This is a genomic window from Inquilinus sp. YAF38 (genome assembly GCF_052113205.1).
Classification (GTDB): Bacteria; Pseudomonadota; Alphaproteobacteria; order DSM-16000; family Inquilinaceae; genus Inquilinus.
Genome location: NZ_JBFRCU010000007.1, coordinates 96,049 through 111,773, shown reverse-complemented (window position 1 = coordinate 111,773; position 15,725 = coordinate 96,049). Strand labels below are relative to the sequence as shown.

Genomic DNA, 15,725 nt, shown 5'->3' with positions numbered 1-15,725 from the left:
TCAGCCCCGGGCTTTGTTCATGTTGAGGAGGTGATCGATCGTCACCGCCACCAGCAGGATGGCGCCGCGGATGATGTCCTGCCAGTACACCGGCACGTTGAGCAGGATCAGCGACGACGTGACCAGCGACAGCAGGGCCGCCCCCAGCACCGCGCCGGCGATGGTGCCGGACCCGCCGTTCAGGCTGGCCCCGCCGATCACCGCGGCGGCGATGACGCTGAGCTCCATGCCGACGCCGAATTGCGGGGTGGCCGCGCCGAACCGGGCCATGTAGATCACCCCGGCGACGCCGGCCAGCGTGCTGCACAAAGTGGCGCAGATGATCTTGGTGCGCCTGGTGTCGATGCCGGAGAAGCGGGCCGCCTTCTCGTTGCTGCCGGTGTAGTAGACCCGCCGGAACAGCACCGATTTGCGCAGCAGCACGTCGAACACGGCGATCAGCACCAGGAAGATCAGGATGACGAAGGGCAGGCCGCCGACGCTGCCCTGGCCGACGAACTTGAACTCCTTCGGCAGCGAGAACAGCGACTGCGGCGTGCCCTGGGTCAGCAGCAGGCTGAGGCCGCGGGTGATCACCATGAAGGCCAGCGACACGATGAAGAAATGCAGCCCGATGCGGGTGACGCACAGCCCCATCAGGAAGCCGATGGCGCCGCAGCACGCGACCGCGATCAGGCTGGCCGACCATGGGTCCAGCCCGGCCAGGAACAGCGTGCCGCCGATCACCATCGACAGGCAGACCACCGAGCCCACCGACAGGTCGATGCCGCCGACGATCAGCAGGATGGTCATGCCGATGACCACGATCCCCTCGATCGAGAAGGACAGCAGGATCGCCCGCATGTTCGACAGGGTCAGGAAATAGGGCGAGGCGAAGCTCATCGCCACGAACAGCAGGGCGATGATGGCCAGCAGGCCGAATTCGCGGACCCGGACGACGCGCATCATCGGCGTCACGTCGGCCATGCTCATCTGATGTCTCCCATGGCGGCGCGGCGCGGCGCGCCGGGTCCGCGTTCCTGGACAGCGAGGCCGGAGGCCAGCTGCATGATCGCCTCCTCGGTCATCTCGCCCGGCCCGAGCTCGCCGGCCAGGCGGCCCTCATGCAGGACCAGGATGCGGTCGCTGATGCCGATCAGCTCCGGCAGCTCGGACGAGATCGCGACGATGCCGGCGCCCTGGTCGGCGAGCTCGCGCAGGATGGCGTAGATCTGCGCCTTGGCGCCGATGTCGACGCCGCGCGTCGGCTCGTCGACGAACAGGATGCGCGGATTGACCGCCAGCAGCCGGGCCAGCGCCACCTTCTGCTGGTTGCCGCCGCTGAGCGTCGCCACCGGCTGGTGCACGCCGGCGCAGCGGATGCCCAGGCGCTGGCGCATCGTCTCGGCCAGCGCCGCCTCGCGCCGGCGGCTGACCATGACCGGGCCCGACACCAGCCGCAGGTCCAGCGACGAGACGTTCTGGGCGATCGACAGGTCGAGGAAGACGCCGTTGCCCTTGCGGTCCTCGCTCAGATAGACCAGCCCCTGCCGGATCGCGGCGGGATAGTCCCCCGGCGGCACCTCGGCGCCGTCGCAGGTGACCCGGCCGGACGCGCGCCGGGTGAGGCCGCAGATCGCCTGCACCGTCTCGGTGCGGCCGGAGCCGATCAGCCCGCCGAGGCTGACGATCTCGCCCGGCCGGACCTCGAAGCCGACATCGCGGACGATGCCGCCGTCGGACAGGCCCTCGACCTTGAGCAGCGGGGATCCTGTGGCCGGGCCGCGGCGCGGCGGGTACAGGTCCAGCAGCGGCCGGCCGACCATCTTCGCCGCCACCTGCTCCGGCGTCGTCGCCGCGGTCTGCAGCGTCTCGACATAGGCGCCGTCGCGGAACACGGTGATGCGGTCGGCGATGGCGAAGATCTCGGCCATGCGATGGCTGATATAGATGATGCCGATGCCACGGGCCTGAAGGCCGCGGATGATGGCGAACAGCGCCTCGGCCTCCGCCTCGGTCAGCGCCGCCGTCGGCTCGTCGAGGATCAGCACCCGGCAGTTCAGGGTCAGGGCCTTGGCGATCTCGACGATCTGCTGGCTGGCGATCGGCAGCTCGCCGGCGCGGACGTCGACCGGCACCGGATGCAGGCTGGCCAGCACCGCCTCGGCCCGCCGCTTCAGGTCGCGCGTGTCCAGCCACAGGCTGCGCCTGAGGCCGCGCCGGCCATTGGTCTCGGCCATGAAGATGTTCTCGGCCACGGTGGCGTCGGGGCAGAGCGCGATCTCCTGATGCACCAGCCCGATTCCCAGTGCCTGGGCCGCGGCCGGGCTGGGAATCCGCACCGGCTTGCCGTCCAGGCTGACCGTGCCGCGGTCGGGCTGGTGCACGCCGCCCAGCACGTTCATCAGCGTCGACTTGCCGGCGCCGTTCTCGCCCATCAAGGCGTGCACCTCGCCGGCCTGCAGCTCGAACCGCACGCCGGACAGCGCGCGGACCGGGCCGAAGCTCTTGGCGATGTCGTGGACGGAGAGCAGGGACATGGGATTTCGAAGGGCTTCCTGGGTCGCGGAGGCCGGCCGGGACGAGTCCCGGCCGGCAGTCGGATCGGCGATTACTCGTCGATGCCCTTGGTGCCGCGGCGCTGCAGATACTTGTCCCAGTAGAAGTTATCGGCATTGGCGGCCGTGACCACGGCGTAGCCGTTGTCGATGAACGGGATCACCATCGGGTTCCGGCCGGCGCCCTTGGCGTCGTTCATCGGGTCGATCAGGTCGGGATGGGCGGCGAGGTACAGCGCCATGAAGCCCATATAGCCCTGCATGCCCTGGTTCGGGTTGACCGAGCCGAAGACCTGGCCGGCCTTGATCATGTCGAGGATCTTGGCGTTCACGTCGGCGGTCATGACCTTGATCTTGCCGCCGAGCTCGACGCTGGCCTGGGCGGCGCCGAGGGCCGAGTTGGCCTCCGGCATGAACAGCGCGCCGAGGTTCGGGTTGGCCTGGGCCATCGACAGCACGGCCTGGTACGCCTTGTTCGGGTCCTGGTTCGAGGCGGCGCGGGCGACCAGCTTCATGTCCGGCCACTTCTCCTCCATCCGCTCGATGAAGGCGGCGACGCGGCGGTCATGGTTGTCCTGGCCCGGATTCTCCAGCACGCCGTATTCGCCCTTGCCGCCCATCGCCTCGGCCACGGCGTCGGCCGCGCCCGTGCCCTCGAGGTCGTTGTTCGAGGTGATGAAGGCGGTGCGGTTCGAGTTCGGCGAATCCGCGGCGAAGGTGACGATCGCCGTGCCCTGCTCGATCGCGCGGTTGATCGGCTCGATGAACGGATCCGAGTTCATCGGATGCACCAGGATGCCCTTGGGCTGGCGCGCCAGGATCTGGTCGAAGCTGGCGATCTGCTTGGTGACGTCATAGTCGGGCGTGCCGGTGTAGATGGTCTCGCAGCCCATCTGCTTGCCGGCCTGCTTGAACATCTCATAGACCGGGAACCAGTACTCGACGCCCGAGACCATCACGTTCATGGCGTAGAGCTCGCCCGGCGCGCAGCGGAACGGCTCGGCCGCGCCGGCCGGGGCGGCGGACAGCATGGCCGCCAGGGCGGCGCCCGCCAGGATCCGGGTACGCAAGGTCGTCATCTCTCATCCTCCCTAGCTCCGGCAGCGGCATCCGCGACCGGTTGTTGATGTATATTTCAATGACTGAAATTTCTTCCGTCCAAGAAAGCGAGCTTTGCCGGCGGCGTCAAGCGCTTTGTCGGCGGGCAAATAAAAAGGGCGCGCCGGATCCGGCTGTGCGGAACCGACGCGCCCCTTGGAGTCGATCGAGGATGGCCGGATCAGAGCATGATCATTTCAGGTCAGATCACGCCGGCGCGCACTGGCCGAAGATCACCAAGTTGCCAAGCGCCTTCGTATTGCCTCTCCCGCCTGGCGGGAGAGGTCGGGCTCGCGCAGCGAGACCGGGTGAGGGCGGGGCCGGACCTCGACAAGGGTCTCACCGGGCCACCCCGCACCTCCGGACTCCCGCAAGCGAGACCTTTTCGGAATCCCCAACACCGTCATTGCGAGCGCAGCGAAGCAATCCATGCCTCCGCTCATGCGGGACGATGGATTGCTTCGTCGGCTTCGCCTCCTCGCAATGACGGCGAGGGATGGGCGTTGTGACATGCTCCCGCAAGCAGGAGCGGCAACGCCCGCTACGACCCCACCGGCATGATCCGACCCGAGATCATCCCGGCTCAGCCAGCCTGCGGAATGCGCGCGATGACCTTGATCTCGAAATCGAAGCCCGCCAGCCAGTTCACGCCGACCGCGGTCCAGTTCGGATAGGGCGGCTCGCCGATCGCCTTCAGCCGGATCGGGTTGATCGTCTCCCACTGCGCGGCCGGGTCGGTGTGGAAGGTGGTGACGTCGACGACGTCCTCGAAGGTGCAGCCGGCGGCCTTCAGCACGGCCGCGAGATTGTCGAAGGCGAGCTGGACCTGCTTGGCGAAGTCCGGCTCGGGCGACCCGTCCTCGCGGCTGCCGACCTGGCCCGAGACGAACAGCAGATCGCCCGACCGGATCGCCGCCGAATAGCGGTTGATCTCGTAAAGCGCCTGCCGGCCGGCAGGGAAGATCGCATCGCGCTTGGCCATCGTTTGACTCCTGTGCAGACACCGCCGGACCGCCCGGCCGGCGCGACGATCGCCCGGCTTCAGGGTTGAGGCCCGCTGACCGTGACGAGCATTCACATACGCCCCGTATGTCGCCATATCGGAACATACGCCGCGTATGTCAATACGTATACGCGATGTATATTTCTTTAGAATGGAGTGAATCGCTTGGCATACACGGGCCCTGAGCGCCGCCTCGGCAGCTCCCGTCATTGAGTCGAGAAGTTGGCCAGCACCGACTCGAAGGTATGGCGGTCACCATGGTCCTGGGTCAGCCGGACCCGCCCCTCGATGTCCGACAGGTGCTCGGCCATCAGGTGCTGCGCGCGATCGAGGTCCTTGTCTCGCACGGCGGCAAGAATGGCTCTGTGATGGTCGGTGCCGCAATCGTCATGGCGCTCGTCCTCATAGAGCGCCATCACCAGCGAAAGCCGCGCCACGACCTTTTCCAGGAGCTCCGCCAGGACCCCGTTTCCGCTGATGCGCGCCAGCTCGACATGGAATTGCCCGGACAGGCCGGCCTTCGCCTTCTCGTCCGTGCCCTGACGAACGACGTGCTCCTGCTCGATGATGGCGTTGAGCCGATCGCAGTCGGCGGCCGAAGCGCGCCCGATCGCAAGTTCGAGGATCACGCGTTCGATCGATCTACGGGCCTCGAACAGCTCCTGGGCCTGGTCGATGGAGGGCTCGGCGACAAACGAGCCACGGTTTCGCTTACGCTCCAGCAGATGGTCATGCTCGAGAATGCCCAGCGCACCGCGCACGACCGTCCGGCTCACCCCGAAGTGCTCTGCGATCGCGTCCTCCAGAATCTTGGATCCCGGCCTCAGCGCACCTTCGCGGATGGCCGCGGCCAGAGTCGCACAGATCCGGTCGCTGACGTCCTCCGTTGCGTCCACGGAGTCGAACCGCGCCTCCTGAGCTTGGGTCAGCGGTTTGGCGCGGCGTTTTACGCTGGTTCGCACTGCGATCTCCGTATGCGGCTGCCCACATTTACACCAATTGGCGCGTTTGGATGCGCTATTTCTTGCGCATGTTAGTTTGAAAATTTTGTCGAACAAAGTTTCGTAACTTTGTTTTTCGAATGAATTTTCCATGTGATTCAGTTAGTTAAGTTAAGATTTTTATTATCTGCACGGGTTGGCATGGCGCTTGCTTCCATAAACTGCATGGACACGAACCCTGCTCTCGCGCGCTCCACTCCGGAATTCGGGCCCGGCACCGCCACAGCGGCACGAATCGCGTCGGCCGCGCCGATGAGCGCTCGCGCCCTGTCGGTGCGCGCTCTCACGCATTCCTATGGAGGAACCGCGCCGGCGGTCGACGATGTCAGCTTCGATGTTCCCGCCGGCGAGATCGCGGCCCTGCTCGGCCCGAGCGGCTGCGGCAAGTCCACGGTGCTTCGGGCGATCGCCGGCCTGATCCGGCCCAACCGCGGCATCATCTCGCTGGGAACGACGAATCTCACGGTTCTGTCCGCCCGAGCGCGCGGCATCGGCATGGTCTTTCAGAACTATGCGCTGTTTCCTCACCTGACGGTCGCCGAGAACATTGCCTATCCGCTGGCCTGCCAACGCGTGCCGCGGCCCGAGCGGCGCGCCAGGGTCGCCGAACTGCTTGCGCTGATCCGCCTCGACGGCTTTGGCAGCCGCCTGCCGCGCGAGCTGTCGGGCGGCCAGCAGCAGCGCGTGGCTGTCGCGCGCGCTCTTGCGGCCCGGCCGTCGCTGCTGCTGCTCGACGAACCCTTCGGGGCGCTGGACCGGGCGCTGCGTTTCGATCTCCAGGTCGAGATGCTGCGCCTGCAAAAATCGCTTGGCGTCACCACGCTGATCGTCACCCACGACCAGGAGGAAGCGCAGAGCCTGGCGACCCGGCTGGTCCTGATGAATCGGGGCCGCGTCGAGCAGATCGACAGCCCGACCACCGTCTACGACCACCCGAAGACTCTCTTCGTGAACAGCTTCATCGGCCACGCAAGCCGGCTTCCGGGCATCGTCGAAGCCTCTCGCGGCCATGAGGCAATGGTCAGGCTTTCGACGGGCGATACCCTCGTGCTGAAGCGGGATCTCCAGTTCATCGCCGGTGCGCCGGTGGTCGTCACCTGCCGGCCGGAGGATGTGCGCCTCCTTGCTGCCCCCGGGCCGGCAACGATCGAGGCGCGCCTCACCATCTCCGTTCCGCTCGGGCCGACCCTGGTCCACGACCTCCGGCTGGTCGACGGGACCGAGATCCGTGCCACCGAGATGCGCGGCGCCGCAGGCCGTGCGGCCGTCCCGGGCGACCGGGTCTACATCCAGGTCGACACCGACCGGTGTCACGTCTTCCCGCGCGACACCGGCAACTGATCCAACAGGAGAGGCGCCAATCCATGACCGAATTCGGATTGAACAGACGCGGTTTCGGGCTCCTTGCGGCAGGCGTCGCAACGGCCGCACTGTTGCCGGCCAGGGCGCGCGCCGCCGGCTCGCTCGTCGCCGCGACCTTTCCCGGCGGTTGGGAGGATGCCTACCGGCGCGTGCTGACGCCGCTCGTTTCGGCGGCCGGCTACGATCTCACCATCGCGCCCGCTTTGGCCCAGGACCAACTGGCGAAGGTCCAGGCAAGCCCGGACAATCCGGCTTACGACACGCTTCTGATGTCGCCGGGACAGGGCGCGGTCGCGATCGAGAACGGGCTGATCCAGAAGATCGATCCGGGCAAGCTTTCCAACTGGGCCATGCTCGATCCCGCCTTCCAGGGAGAGTACGGCCCGACCGTCACCGTCGAGGTCAACGGCATTGCCTACAATCCCGACATGGTGCCGAAGCCCGCCGGCTATCGCGATCTGTTCGAGAACCCGGCCTATGCCGGCAAGGTCTCGTGGACGGGGTTCGGATCAAACACCGCGGTCATGGCCTATACCCAGCTGGCGAAGATCTTCGGCACGGGTCCGGACGACATGGACGCGGTCTTCAAGCTGTTCAGGGATCATCCCGAGAACCTCAAGACCGTCATCGACAGCACCAACCACCAGATGACGCTGTATCAGCAGGGCGAGATCGCGGTGTTCATGTGCTCGACCAACAATGTGGCGCACCTGAAGGCGCTGGGCCTCGCGGCCGAGTTCGCCCACCCCGAGACAGGGTCCCCAGCCGCGCCCGTCAACATCCACCTGGCCAAGGGTTCGCGGAATGTCGACGCGGCCTATGCCTATATGGACGCAGCCATCTCGAAGGCCGCCCAGGACGTCCTGAAGTTGCCGCCTTCGGAGATGTTCCCGACCAACCGGGATGTCGAGCTGACACCCGGCATCGCGGCCTATGTCACGCGCGAGCAGGTCGCATCGCTGGTCTATCCGGACTGGACGCTGATCAACAAGAACCGGGCCGCCTGGATCAGGGCGTTCGACACGCTCGTGGCAGGGGGATGACGACGATGAGGTCGAGCGGCGCTCCGTATCTCCTTCCGATGCTCCTGCTTTCGGTGGTGTTCTTCGTGACGCCGCTCGCCCTGCTCGTTGCCTACAGCTTTTCCGGGAAGGCCGGCATCTCGCTCGAGAACTATTCGGCATTCCTCGGCGATCCGTTCAACTTCCGTGTGCTCATGAACACTGTCCGGCTCGGCGTCCTGACCGTCATCGGAACGACGTTGCTCGGCATTCCGATCGCGCTGCTTTACTGGCACAGCGGCTCCCGGACGCGGCAAATCATCATCTTTCTGTCACTGATTCCGATGCTGACGAGCAATGTCGTCCGCACCTTCGCATGGATCGTGATCCTCGGCCGCCAGGGGCCGATCAGCCAGGCCCTGCTCGGCCTCGGCTTCACCGGACAGCCCGTCAGCCTGATGTTCACGGAACTGGGGCTGGTGCTGACCATGTGCCAGATCGACCTGCCGCTGATCATCCTGCCGCTGATCGCCGTGCTGTCGCGCGTCAACAAGCAGTTGACCGATGCCGCCGAGGTGGCCGGGGCCGGGCCGTGGCGAGTGTTCCTGACCGTGCTGCTTCCGCTCATGCTGCCGGGCCTCCTCGCCGGCTGGATCCTGGTCTTCGCCAGCACCAGCGCATCCTTCGTGACCCAGGCGGTGATCGGTGGCGCCCGCAACGTTTACATGCCGCAGCTCATCTACCGCGAGGTCGGCGTGCTGTTCGACTGGCCCTTGGCATCCGCGATCGCGGTGGTCCTGCTGCTGTCCACCGGCAGCCTTCTTCTGGCTCTGTCCGCGATCGCCCGTCATCGGAGGCTCGTCGGCCATGCGTGACGCCGCCTCGACCTTTCTCTACCGGGCCTTTGTCTACGGCATCGGCGGGCTGGCCATTCTCTACCTCATCGCGCCGATCGCCATCGCCCTGGTGATGTCGTTCACGGCCGGCCAGACGCTTCAGTTCCCGCCGCAAGGTCTCTCCCTGCGCTGGTACGCGGCTCTGCTCGATCCGGTCGTATCGGCGACGGAACATATCGCCGCGTTCAATTCGCTGAAGATCGCCGGCCTCGCGGTGATCGGCTCGCTGCTGTTCGCGGTGCCCGCCAGCATCGGCATGGCCCGCATCCGGGGCCGGGCGGCCAACCTCACCGAGCCGCTGCTCCTGGCGCCGCTGGTGCTGCCCAGCCTGGTCTATGGGCTCGCGGCGTTGGTGGTATCGAGCCTCGTCGGCCTTCGGCCGTCGCTTTGGCTCACGGTTGCCGGGCATATCGTGGTGTTCGGGCCGTTGATGTATCGCGCAACGGCCGTCATCGCGCAGGGCATGGATCCGTCCCTGGCGGAAGCGTCGACCACCCTGGGTGCGACGCCCATGACGACGCTGCGGCGGGTGATCCTGCCGCTGCTGGTTCCGGGCATCCTCGCCGGCGCGTTCCTGGTGTTCATCCAATCGCTCGACAACGTCTCGGTCTCGCTCTTCCTCGCCGATGCGCGCACCACGGTCCTGCCGCTTCGCATGTTCGCGATGATCGAGGAATCCCTCGATGTCCGGGTCGCCGCGATGTCCGGCATCCTGATCGCCGTGACGCTCGTCGTCGTGGTTACCGGCCGCAAACTCTTCGGCCCCTCCCGCTAACGCCGACCTCGCCCTCCGCGGGCGCAAAAAGGAACATTGCGTCGTGACCATGCACCGTATTCCGGCATCCGGACGCCGGATCGAATCCCTGCTGGCCGGTTTCGAACCCGATTTCGAATTCAGCCCGCCTCTGCCGCTGCCGGATGACGAGTTCGCGGAACGGGTGCGCCGCATCCGCCGCGAGGCGGTGCTGGCGGAGCACGATGCGCTGGTCGTCCACACCGACATGGTCGGCTGGTTCCACACCTCGAACGCCTATCTGCGCTACGTCTGCGACTGGATGCGCGAGGGCGTGCTGATCATTCCGACCGACAGCGACAAGGAAATGGTGCTGCTGTCGTTCTTCACCCAGTCGGTCATCCTGCCGCCAGGCGGCGAACCGGTCGGCGTGGACCAGATCTGGCAGATCGGCGCGATCGGCCGCGAATATGCCGACCGGCCCGGCTCGTCGACGGCAAGGACTGCGGAAGCCGCCGCGAAGATCCTGTGCGATCTCGGACTTTCCGCCGGGCAGATCGGCCGGCTCGGCGACCGGACCAGCTCATCCCTGTTCGGCCATCTCGACGACCTGATGCCGAAGGCGAGGTTCGTCTCCGACAACCCGATCATCGACCGCATGCAGAAGATCCGCTCGCCGCGCGAGATCGAGATGGTCCGGGCGGCCGCGCAGTTGATCTCCATCGGCACCCAGGCCGCCTATCATGTCACCCGTCCCGGCGTGACCGACGCCGAGATCTATGCGGCATTCACCTTCGCCCAGTTGGCCCGCGGCGGCGAGACCGGCGACGGCTACCAGATCGGCGTCAACCAGTACGGCACGCATTGCGGCAAGCCCTATGGCCGCGTGGTGCGGACCGGCGACCTGATCAACCTCTACATCTCCAACGTCACCTATCAGGGCTACACGGCGCAGACCGCCCGCATGATCGCGGTGGGCGAGATCACCGCGCGGCAGGAGAAGGTGCTCGCCGCCTGCACCGACGGGCTCAGGCGCGCGGAACGGCTGATCCGACCCGGCGCGCTCGTCAGCGATATCAACAACGCGGCGTTCGATTCCTACATCGAGCACGGCCTGCTCACCTCGCCGCATGCGCGCACCATGCCCTACAACTGGCAGGCGGCCGATGATGGCGGGCCGCGGCCCGTGCCGATGCAGTATGTGGCGGACGCCGATTGGGAGGCGCGCGGACGCAGGCTGATGCATGTCTACCCCGCCACCCACGGGCCCCATAATCCAAATCTCGGTCATTCGGTCGGCATGGCCGGCGCGCAGAACAGCTTCAATGTCTCCTCGCACAACCACGACAGACTCGAGGAAGGAATGGTCTTCGTGCTGCACGCGCAATGGCTCGAAGCCCAGTCGGCCGGCTGCAATATCGGGGATTGCTACCTTGTCACCTCCGACGGCTTCGAGAACCTCAGCCGCCACACGCCGCTCGAAACCTTCCGTGTGCCGGGGGACCGATGAACGGCGTGGACAAGCTCGGGCACACCCATTTCGACTTCTCGGCGCTGACGGAGCGCGAGCGCTACAAGCTCCTGATCGGAACCGTCATCCCCAGGCCGATCGCGCTGGTGACGACCCTGAGCCGCGACGGCCGCCCCAATGCCGGGCCGTTCAGCTTCTTCAATGTACTGACCCACGATCCGGCGATCGTCGCCATCGGCGTGGAGAACCATGCCGATATGAGCTTCAAGGACACCGCGCGCAACATCCGCGAGACCGGCGAGTTCACCGTGCACATCTGTGACACCGCCCTGGTCGATCGGATGGAGATCTGTGCCATCAAGTTCGGCCCCGAGGTCGATGAGCTGAAGCAAGCCGGTCTCGAGACGGTGCCGGGCGAAATGGTGCGCAGCCCGAGGATCGTGGCGGCGCCGGCGGCGCTGGAGTGCCGCAGGTACATGACCCTTCAGATCAGCCCGGCCCGCGAGATCATTCTCGGCGAGGTCCTGGGGGTGTTTGTGCGCGCCGACGCGGTCGACCCGCGGAACCTGCATATCGACCAGCACAAGATGGACGCGATCGGCCGGCTCGGCGGGCACAGTTATGCTCGAACGCAAGACCAGTTCGAGATCAAGACAATGACCCCCGACCAGTTCTGCCAGCGCCGAGCATAGCTGGTCTCACGCCCGCCCGGCCCCATGATCCCGTGGCACCTTTCCGGACCGTCGCTGGTGGGTGAGGCACTGTCCGGAACGAGGCCTCATCACCCAAAGCCGCCCGGCGATATCAGACAAGCAGTGAGCCACCCGCTTATCCGCCGCGGACCCAGCCGAACAGCCCCCGCCCGCCCCGCCTATCACTAAACACAATGTGCATTGCGCTCGGCTGCGCGACTTGTTCATGATACGTTCCATGAAGGAGATCCCTGCCGATTTCGATGTCCAGGCCTATGGCCGCGGCTGCACGCTGCAGCAGTGCGAGATGCTCACGCGCCTGGCCGAGATCGGCATGCAGCTGGCCGAGACGGCTGGCGCCCACGCCCTCGCCGCCGAGGCTCAGCCTCCGGCTGTGGCGGACGAGGCTCAGCCCCAGGCTGCGGCCCCGGAGCCCGGCCTCGCTTTCGCACGCTACGCCCATCTGGTGCGCCAGACCCTGGCCCAGCGCGCCCGCGCCGTGAAGGACCTGTGCGCCCGCGACGGCGGCCGCGAGGCACGCCGCGCCCGCCATCGAGAGGAGGTCGAGGACGTCCTCATCCGCCTGATCGGGGACGACCGTGGCACCGACCGCGCCCGCTTCTCCGATCTCAGGATGCAACTCGACGAGGCGTTGGTCCAACTCTATGGCGACCGGGACGACCCGGTCGAGGATCGCACGGTCCCGTCGGTCGTGGCCGGCCTGGTCTGCGGCCTCGGCCTGGTCCGGCAGTGGCGCCGCCGGCAGCCGCGCTACGAGAACGGCCGCCCGGGCCTGCCGGCCGGCACCCCGGCCGAGATCCGGGCCGAGCGCGCCCGCCGCCGGACCGCGGTCGTCGCCATGACCGAGTAGTGCATCGCCGAGGTCGGCGACCCCGCCCGGATCGCCGACCTCAAGGCCGGGCTGGCGATCCGGCTGCAGGAGCCCGACATCGACACGCTGCTCGATACCGCCAGCACCGAGAAGGCCACGGTCCGCCTCTGCCGCTCCCTGGGCATCGACCTCCACTCGGACATCTGCCTCGAGAACGGCCCCGACGTGCCGCCCGATAGCAGTTGAGCGCCGCCGCCGGATGACGCGCCGCTTCTCGGTAGCCATGAACGGACCATCATCGCAAGCGTCGGTTTGCCTCTCCCGCCTGGCGGGAGAGGTCGGGCTCGCGCAGCGAGACCGGGTGAGGGCCGGCCCGGGCCTCGACAAAGAACCCTCACCCGGAGCCGCTTCGCGTCTCCGACCTCTCCCGCAAGCGGGAGAGGCAAAATGCGATGGCGCCCGGTCGGGTTACTTCATCGTCGGCATCACGAATTCGGCGCCGGCGCGGATGCCGGTCGGCCAGCGGGTGGTGATGGTCTTCAGCTTCGTATAGAAGCGCACGCCCTCCGGCCCATGCATGTGGTGGTCGCCGAACAGCGACGACTTCCAGCCGCCGAAGGAGTGGAAGGCCATCGGCACCGGGATCGGCACGTTGATGCCGATCATGCCGACCTGGATCTGGTGCGCGAACTCGCGCGCGGCGTCGCCGTCGCGGGTGAAGATCGCCGTGCCGTTGGCGAATTCATGGCCGTTGATCCAGCCGGCCGCGGTCTCGTAATCCGGCGCCCGGGCGATCGACAGCACCGGGCCGAAAATCTCCTCGCGGTAGATCTTCATGTCGGTGGTGACATGGTCGAACAGCGTGCCGCCGATGAAATAGCCGTCCTCATAGCCCTGGCGGCGGAAGTCGCGCCCGTCGACCACCAGCTTCGCGCCCTCGGCGACGCCCGAGTCGATATAGCCGCGCACCTTGTCGAGATGCTGGCGGGTGACCAGCGGCCCCATCTCGGCCTCCGGGTCGGTGCCGGGGCCGATGGCCAGGGCACGGATTCGCGGCTCCAGCCGCGCCAGCAGGGCCTCGGCGGTCTTCTCGCCGACCGGGACCGCGACCGAGATCGCCATGCAGCGCTCGCCGGCCGAGCCGTAGGCGGCGCCCATCAGCGCGTCGACCGCCTGGTCGAGATCGGCGTCCGGCATGATGATCATGTGGTTCTTGGCGCCGCCCAGCGCCTGGCAGCGCTTGCCGGTGCGCGCCGCGGTCTCATAGATGTAGCGGGCGATCGGGGTCGAGCCGACGAAGCTGATCGCCGCGATGTCGGGGTCGAACAGCAGCGCGTCCACCGCCTGCTTGTCGCCATGCACGACGCTGAACACGCCGTCGGGCAGGCCGGCTTCCTTCAGCCATTCGGCCAGCAGCAGCGAGGCCGAGGGGTCGCGCTCCGACGGCTTCAGGATGAAGCAGTTGCCGCAGGCCAGCGCCACCGGGAACATCCACATCGGCACCATGGCCGGGAAGTTGAACGGGGTGATGCCGGCGACGATGCCCAGCGGCTGGCGCATCGCGTGGCTGTCGACCCGGGTGCCAACATTCTCGGTGAACTCGCCCTTCAGCAGCTGCGGCGCGGCGGTGGCGAACTCGACCACCTCGATGCCGCGCTGGACCTCGCCGCGGGCGTCGGACAGCACCTTGCCGTGCTCGGCGGTGATGGCAGCGGCCAGCTCGTCGGTGCGCTCCTCGAGGATGCGCAGGAAGCGGTTCAGGATGCGGGCGCGGCGCAGCGGCGTGGTGCCGGCCCAGCCGGGAAACGCCTCGCGGGCGGCAACCACCGCGGCGCGGACGTCGTCGGCCGAGGCCAGGGCGACGCTGCCGCTCTGCTGGCCGGTGGCCGGGTTGAAGACGGGGGCGCTGCGCCCGCTGCTGCCCGCGAACCGGCGGCCGGCGATGAAATGATGGATCTCGGTCGGCATTGTCGTCTCCTCCACTGTTGCCGGCACCTTCGCGCTTTACCCGGCGCGCATCAACGCACAGGATCGAGCAACCGTTGTGCGGGAATTGAAGTCACCGATCGGAGATGGCATGGACTGGGACCATCTGCGCGTCTTCCTGGCGGTCGCCCGGCACGGCCAGCTGCTGGCCGCGTCGCGCAAGCTGGGGCTGAACCACGCCACCGTGGCGCGCCGGCTGGATGCGCTGGAGGCCGATCTGGGCACGGTGCTGTTCGACCGGCGGCCGGCGGGGTCGGTGCTGACCCAGGCCGGCGAGCGGCTGCTGCCCGTGGCCGAGGGCATCGAGACGGCGCTGCTGGGCGCGGCGGAAGGGCTGCGGGACGACGAGGCCGAGGTGGCGGGCACGGTGCGCATCGGCGCGCCGGACGGCCTCGGCAACCACTTTCTGGCGCGCGAGCTGGGCCGCTTCGCCCGGCAGTATCCCAGCCTGACGATCGAGCTGGTGCCCCTGCCCCGCAGCTTCTCGCTGTCCCGGCGCGAGGCCGATTTGGCGATCGGGCTGGACCGGCCGGTCGAGGGGCGGCTGATCGTGTCGCGGCTGACCGATTACAGCCTCGGCGTCTATGCCGCGGCCGAGTATCTCGGGGCGGCCGGCACGCCCGCGGATGCCGACGGCCTGGCCGAGCATGTCGTGGTGACGGGGGTCGAGGACTACGCCTACGCCCCGGCGCTGGACTATGCCTGGGCGCTGGAGGACCGGTCGCTCCGCCGCTTCCGCTGCGCCAGCGTCACCGGGCAGATGGAGGCGGTGCGGGCCGGGATCGGCATCGGCGTGCTGCACGATTTCGCCGCCGCCGACATGCCCGGGCTGGTGCGGATCCTGCCGGAGGTCGGCTTCCGCCGCAGCTACTTCATGCTGTCGCACCCGGACAGCGCCGGGCTGCGGCGGGTGGCGCTGTGCCGCCAGTTCATCACCCGCCGCTTCGAGGAGGAGCGCCGGCGCTTCCTGCCGTAGCGCTATCAGCAGGGACAGCAGGATGCCGGACGTTTCGCGTTGCCTCTCCCGCCTGGCGGGAGAGGTCGGGCGTCCGCAGGACGACCGGGTGAGGGCTGGCCGGGCCTCGACGAAGGACCCTCACCCGGAGCCGCTTC

14 protein-coding genes are annotated in these 15,725 nt (G+C 67.5%); 8 read left to right on the top strand and 6 right to left on the bottom strand.

The window, feature by feature from the left end; genetic code table 11:
- From AB4Z01_RS05115 to AB4Z01_RS05095, 5 genes are all read right to left on the bottom strand, one after another.
- Entirely contained in the window at positions 1-972 is a 972-nt protein-coding gene (locus tag AB4Z01_RS05115) for an ABC transporter permease (RefSeq protein WP_441691218.1), read from the bottom strand.
- The gene (locus AB4Z01_RS05110; protein WP_441691216.1) at positions 969-2,519 is read right to left on the bottom strand and encodes a sugar ABC transporter ATP-binding protein; all 1,551 of its coding nucleotides are present in this window, start codon (positions 2,517-2,519) and stop codon (positions 969-971) included. The genes AB4Z01_RS05115 and AB4Z01_RS05110 overlap by 4 nt, the downstream gene beginning before the upstream one ends.
- 71 nt (positions 2,520-2,590) lie before the next feature.
- The gene (locus AB4Z01_RS05105; protein WP_441691215.1) at positions 2,591-3,616 is read right to left on the bottom strand and encodes a substrate-binding domain-containing protein; all 1,026 of its coding nucleotides are present in this window, start codon (positions 3,614-3,616) and stop codon (positions 2,591-2,593) included.
- A gap of 602 nt (positions 3,617-4,218) precedes the next feature.
- A complete protein-coding gene (locus AB4Z01_RS05100) occupies positions 4,219-4,617 on the bottom strand; it encodes a RidA family protein (protein ID WP_441319619.1) in 399 nt (132 codons plus the stop codon).
- Between the two features lie 227 nt (positions 4,618-4,844).
- Positions 4,845-5,600: a GntR family transcriptional regulator gene (locus AB4Z01_RS05095; RefSeq protein WP_441691213.1), complete on the bottom strand. Its 756-nt coding sequence runs from the start codon at positions 5,598-5,600 to the stop codon at positions 4,845-4,847.
- 204 nt (positions 5,601-5,804) lie between these two features.
- Between AB4Z01_RS05095 and AB4Z01_RS05090 the strand changes: the two genes are divergently transcribed.
- The 7 genes from AB4Z01_RS05090 (at position 5,805) to AB4Z01_RS05060 (ending at position 12,665) form a co-directional block, all read left to right on the top strand.
- On the top strand, positions 5,805-6,980 hold the full coding sequence (locus AB4Z01_RS05090) for an ABC transporter ATP-binding protein (RefSeq protein ID WP_441691211.1): 1,176 nt from the start codon (positions 5,805-5,807) through the stop codon (positions 6,978-6,980).
- 23 nt (positions 6,981-7,003) lie between these two features.
- Positions 7,004-8,044, top strand: coding sequence for an extracellular solute-binding protein (locus AB4Z01_RS05085; RefSeq protein ID WP_441691209.1), 1,041 nt, complete (start codon positions 7,004-7,006; stop codon positions 8,042-8,044).
- A 5-nt stretch (positions 8,045-8,049) separates the two neighbouring features.
- On the top strand, positions 8,050-8,877 hold the full coding sequence (locus tag AB4Z01_RS05080) for an ABC transporter permease (protein WP_441691207.1): 828 nt from the start codon (positions 8,050-8,052) through the stop codon (positions 8,875-8,877).
- A complete protein-coding gene (locus tag AB4Z01_RS05075) occupies positions 8,870-9,673 on the top strand; it encodes an ABC transporter permease (RefSeq protein ID WP_441691205.1) in 804 nt (267 codons plus the stop codon). Before AB4Z01_RS05080 ends, AB4Z01_RS05075 begins: the two co-directional genes overlap by 8 nt.
- Positions 9,674-9,722: 49 nt before the next feature.
- Positions 9,723-11,141: a M24 family metallopeptidase gene (locus AB4Z01_RS05070; protein ID WP_441691277.1), complete on the top strand. Its 1,419-nt coding sequence runs from the start codon at positions 9,723-9,725 to the stop codon at positions 11,139-11,141.
- Positions 11,138-11,794 (top strand): flavin reductase family protein, encoded by a 657-nt coding sequence (locus tag AB4Z01_RS05065; RefSeq protein ID WP_441691203.1) that lies wholly within the window; start codon positions 11,138-11,140, stop codon positions 11,792-11,794. Before AB4Z01_RS05070 ends, AB4Z01_RS05065 begins: the two co-directional genes overlap by 4 nt.
- Positions 11,795-12,032: 238 nt before the next feature.
- Positions 12,033-12,665 (top strand): hypothetical protein, encoded by a 633-nt coding sequence (locus AB4Z01_RS05060; RefSeq protein WP_441691201.1) that lies wholly within the window; start codon positions 12,033-12,035, stop codon positions 12,663-12,665.
- Between the two features lie 429 nt (positions 12,666-13,094).
- Here AB4Z01_RS05060 and AB4Z01_RS05055 read toward each other — a convergent pair whose 3' ends face one another.
- Entirely contained in the window at positions 13,095-14,594 is a 1,500-nt protein-coding gene (locus tag AB4Z01_RS05055) for a CoA-acylating methylmalonate-semialdehyde dehydrogenase (RefSeq protein ID WP_441691200.1), read from the bottom strand.
- 109 nt (positions 14,595-14,703) lie between these two features.
- Here AB4Z01_RS05055 and AB4Z01_RS05050 point away from each other — a divergent pair, with 109 nt between their 5' ends.
- Positions 14,704-15,588, top strand: coding sequence for a LysR family transcriptional regulator (locus tag AB4Z01_RS05050; RefSeq protein ID WP_441691198.1), 885 nt, complete (start codon positions 14,704-14,706; stop codon positions 15,586-15,588).
- The last annotated feature ends 137 nt before the right edge of the window (positions 15,589-15,725 follow it).

Bases quoted from the DNA above. Each gene is read 5' to 3' on its own strand.
- AB4Z01_RS05080 (WP_441691207.1), top strand. From the start codon at position 8,050: ATGAGGTCGAGCGGCGCTCCGTATCTCCTTCCGATGCTCCTGCTTTCG.
- AB4Z01_RS05065 (WP_441691203.1), top strand. From the start codon at position 11,138: ATGAACGGCGTGGACAAGCTCGGGCACACCCATTTCGACTTCTCGGCG.
- AB4Z01_RS05115 (WP_441691218.1), bottom strand. From the start codon at position 972: ATGAGCATGGCCGACGTGACGCCGATGATGCGCGTCGTCCGGGTCCGC.
- AB4Z01_RS05105 (WP_441691215.1), bottom strand. From the start codon at position 3,616: ATGACGACCTTGCGTACCCGGATCCTGGCGGGCGCCGCCCTGGCGGCC.
- AB4Z01_RS05090 (WP_441691211.1), top strand. From the start codon at position 5,805: ATGGACACGAACCCTGCTCTCGCGCGCTCCACTCCGGAATTCGGGCCC.
- AB4Z01_RS05075 (WP_441691205.1), top strand. From the start codon at position 8,870: ATGCGTGACGCCGCCTCGACCTTTCTCTACCGGGCCTTTGTCTACGGC.
- AB4Z01_RS05100 (WP_441319619.1), bottom strand. From the start codon at position 4,617: ATGGCCAAGCGCGATGCGATCTTCCCTGCCGGCCGGCAGGCGCTTTAC.
- AB4Z01_RS05085 (WP_441691209.1), top strand. From the start codon at position 7,004: ATGACCGAATTCGGATTGAACAGACGCGGTTTCGGGCTCCTTGCGGCA.
- AB4Z01_RS05055 (WP_441691200.1), bottom strand. From the start codon at position 14,594: ATGCCGACCGAGATCCATCATTTCATCGCCGGCCGCCGGTTCGCGGGC.
- AB4Z01_RS05050 (WP_441691198.1), top strand. From the start codon at position 14,704: ATGGACTGGGACCATCTGCGCGTCTTCCTGGCGGTCGCCCGGCACGGC.
- AB4Z01_RS05110 (WP_441691216.1), bottom strand. From the start codon at position 2,519: ATGTCCCTGCTCTCCGTCCACGACATCGCCAAGAGCTTCGGCCCGGTC.
- AB4Z01_RS05060 (WP_441691201.1), top strand. From the start codon at position 12,033: ATGAAGGAGATCCCTGCCGATTTCGATGTCCAGGCCTATGGCCGCGGC.
- AB4Z01_RS05070 (WP_441691277.1), top strand. From the start codon at position 9,723: ATGCACCGTATTCCGGCATCCGGACGCCGGATCGAATCCCTGCTGGCC.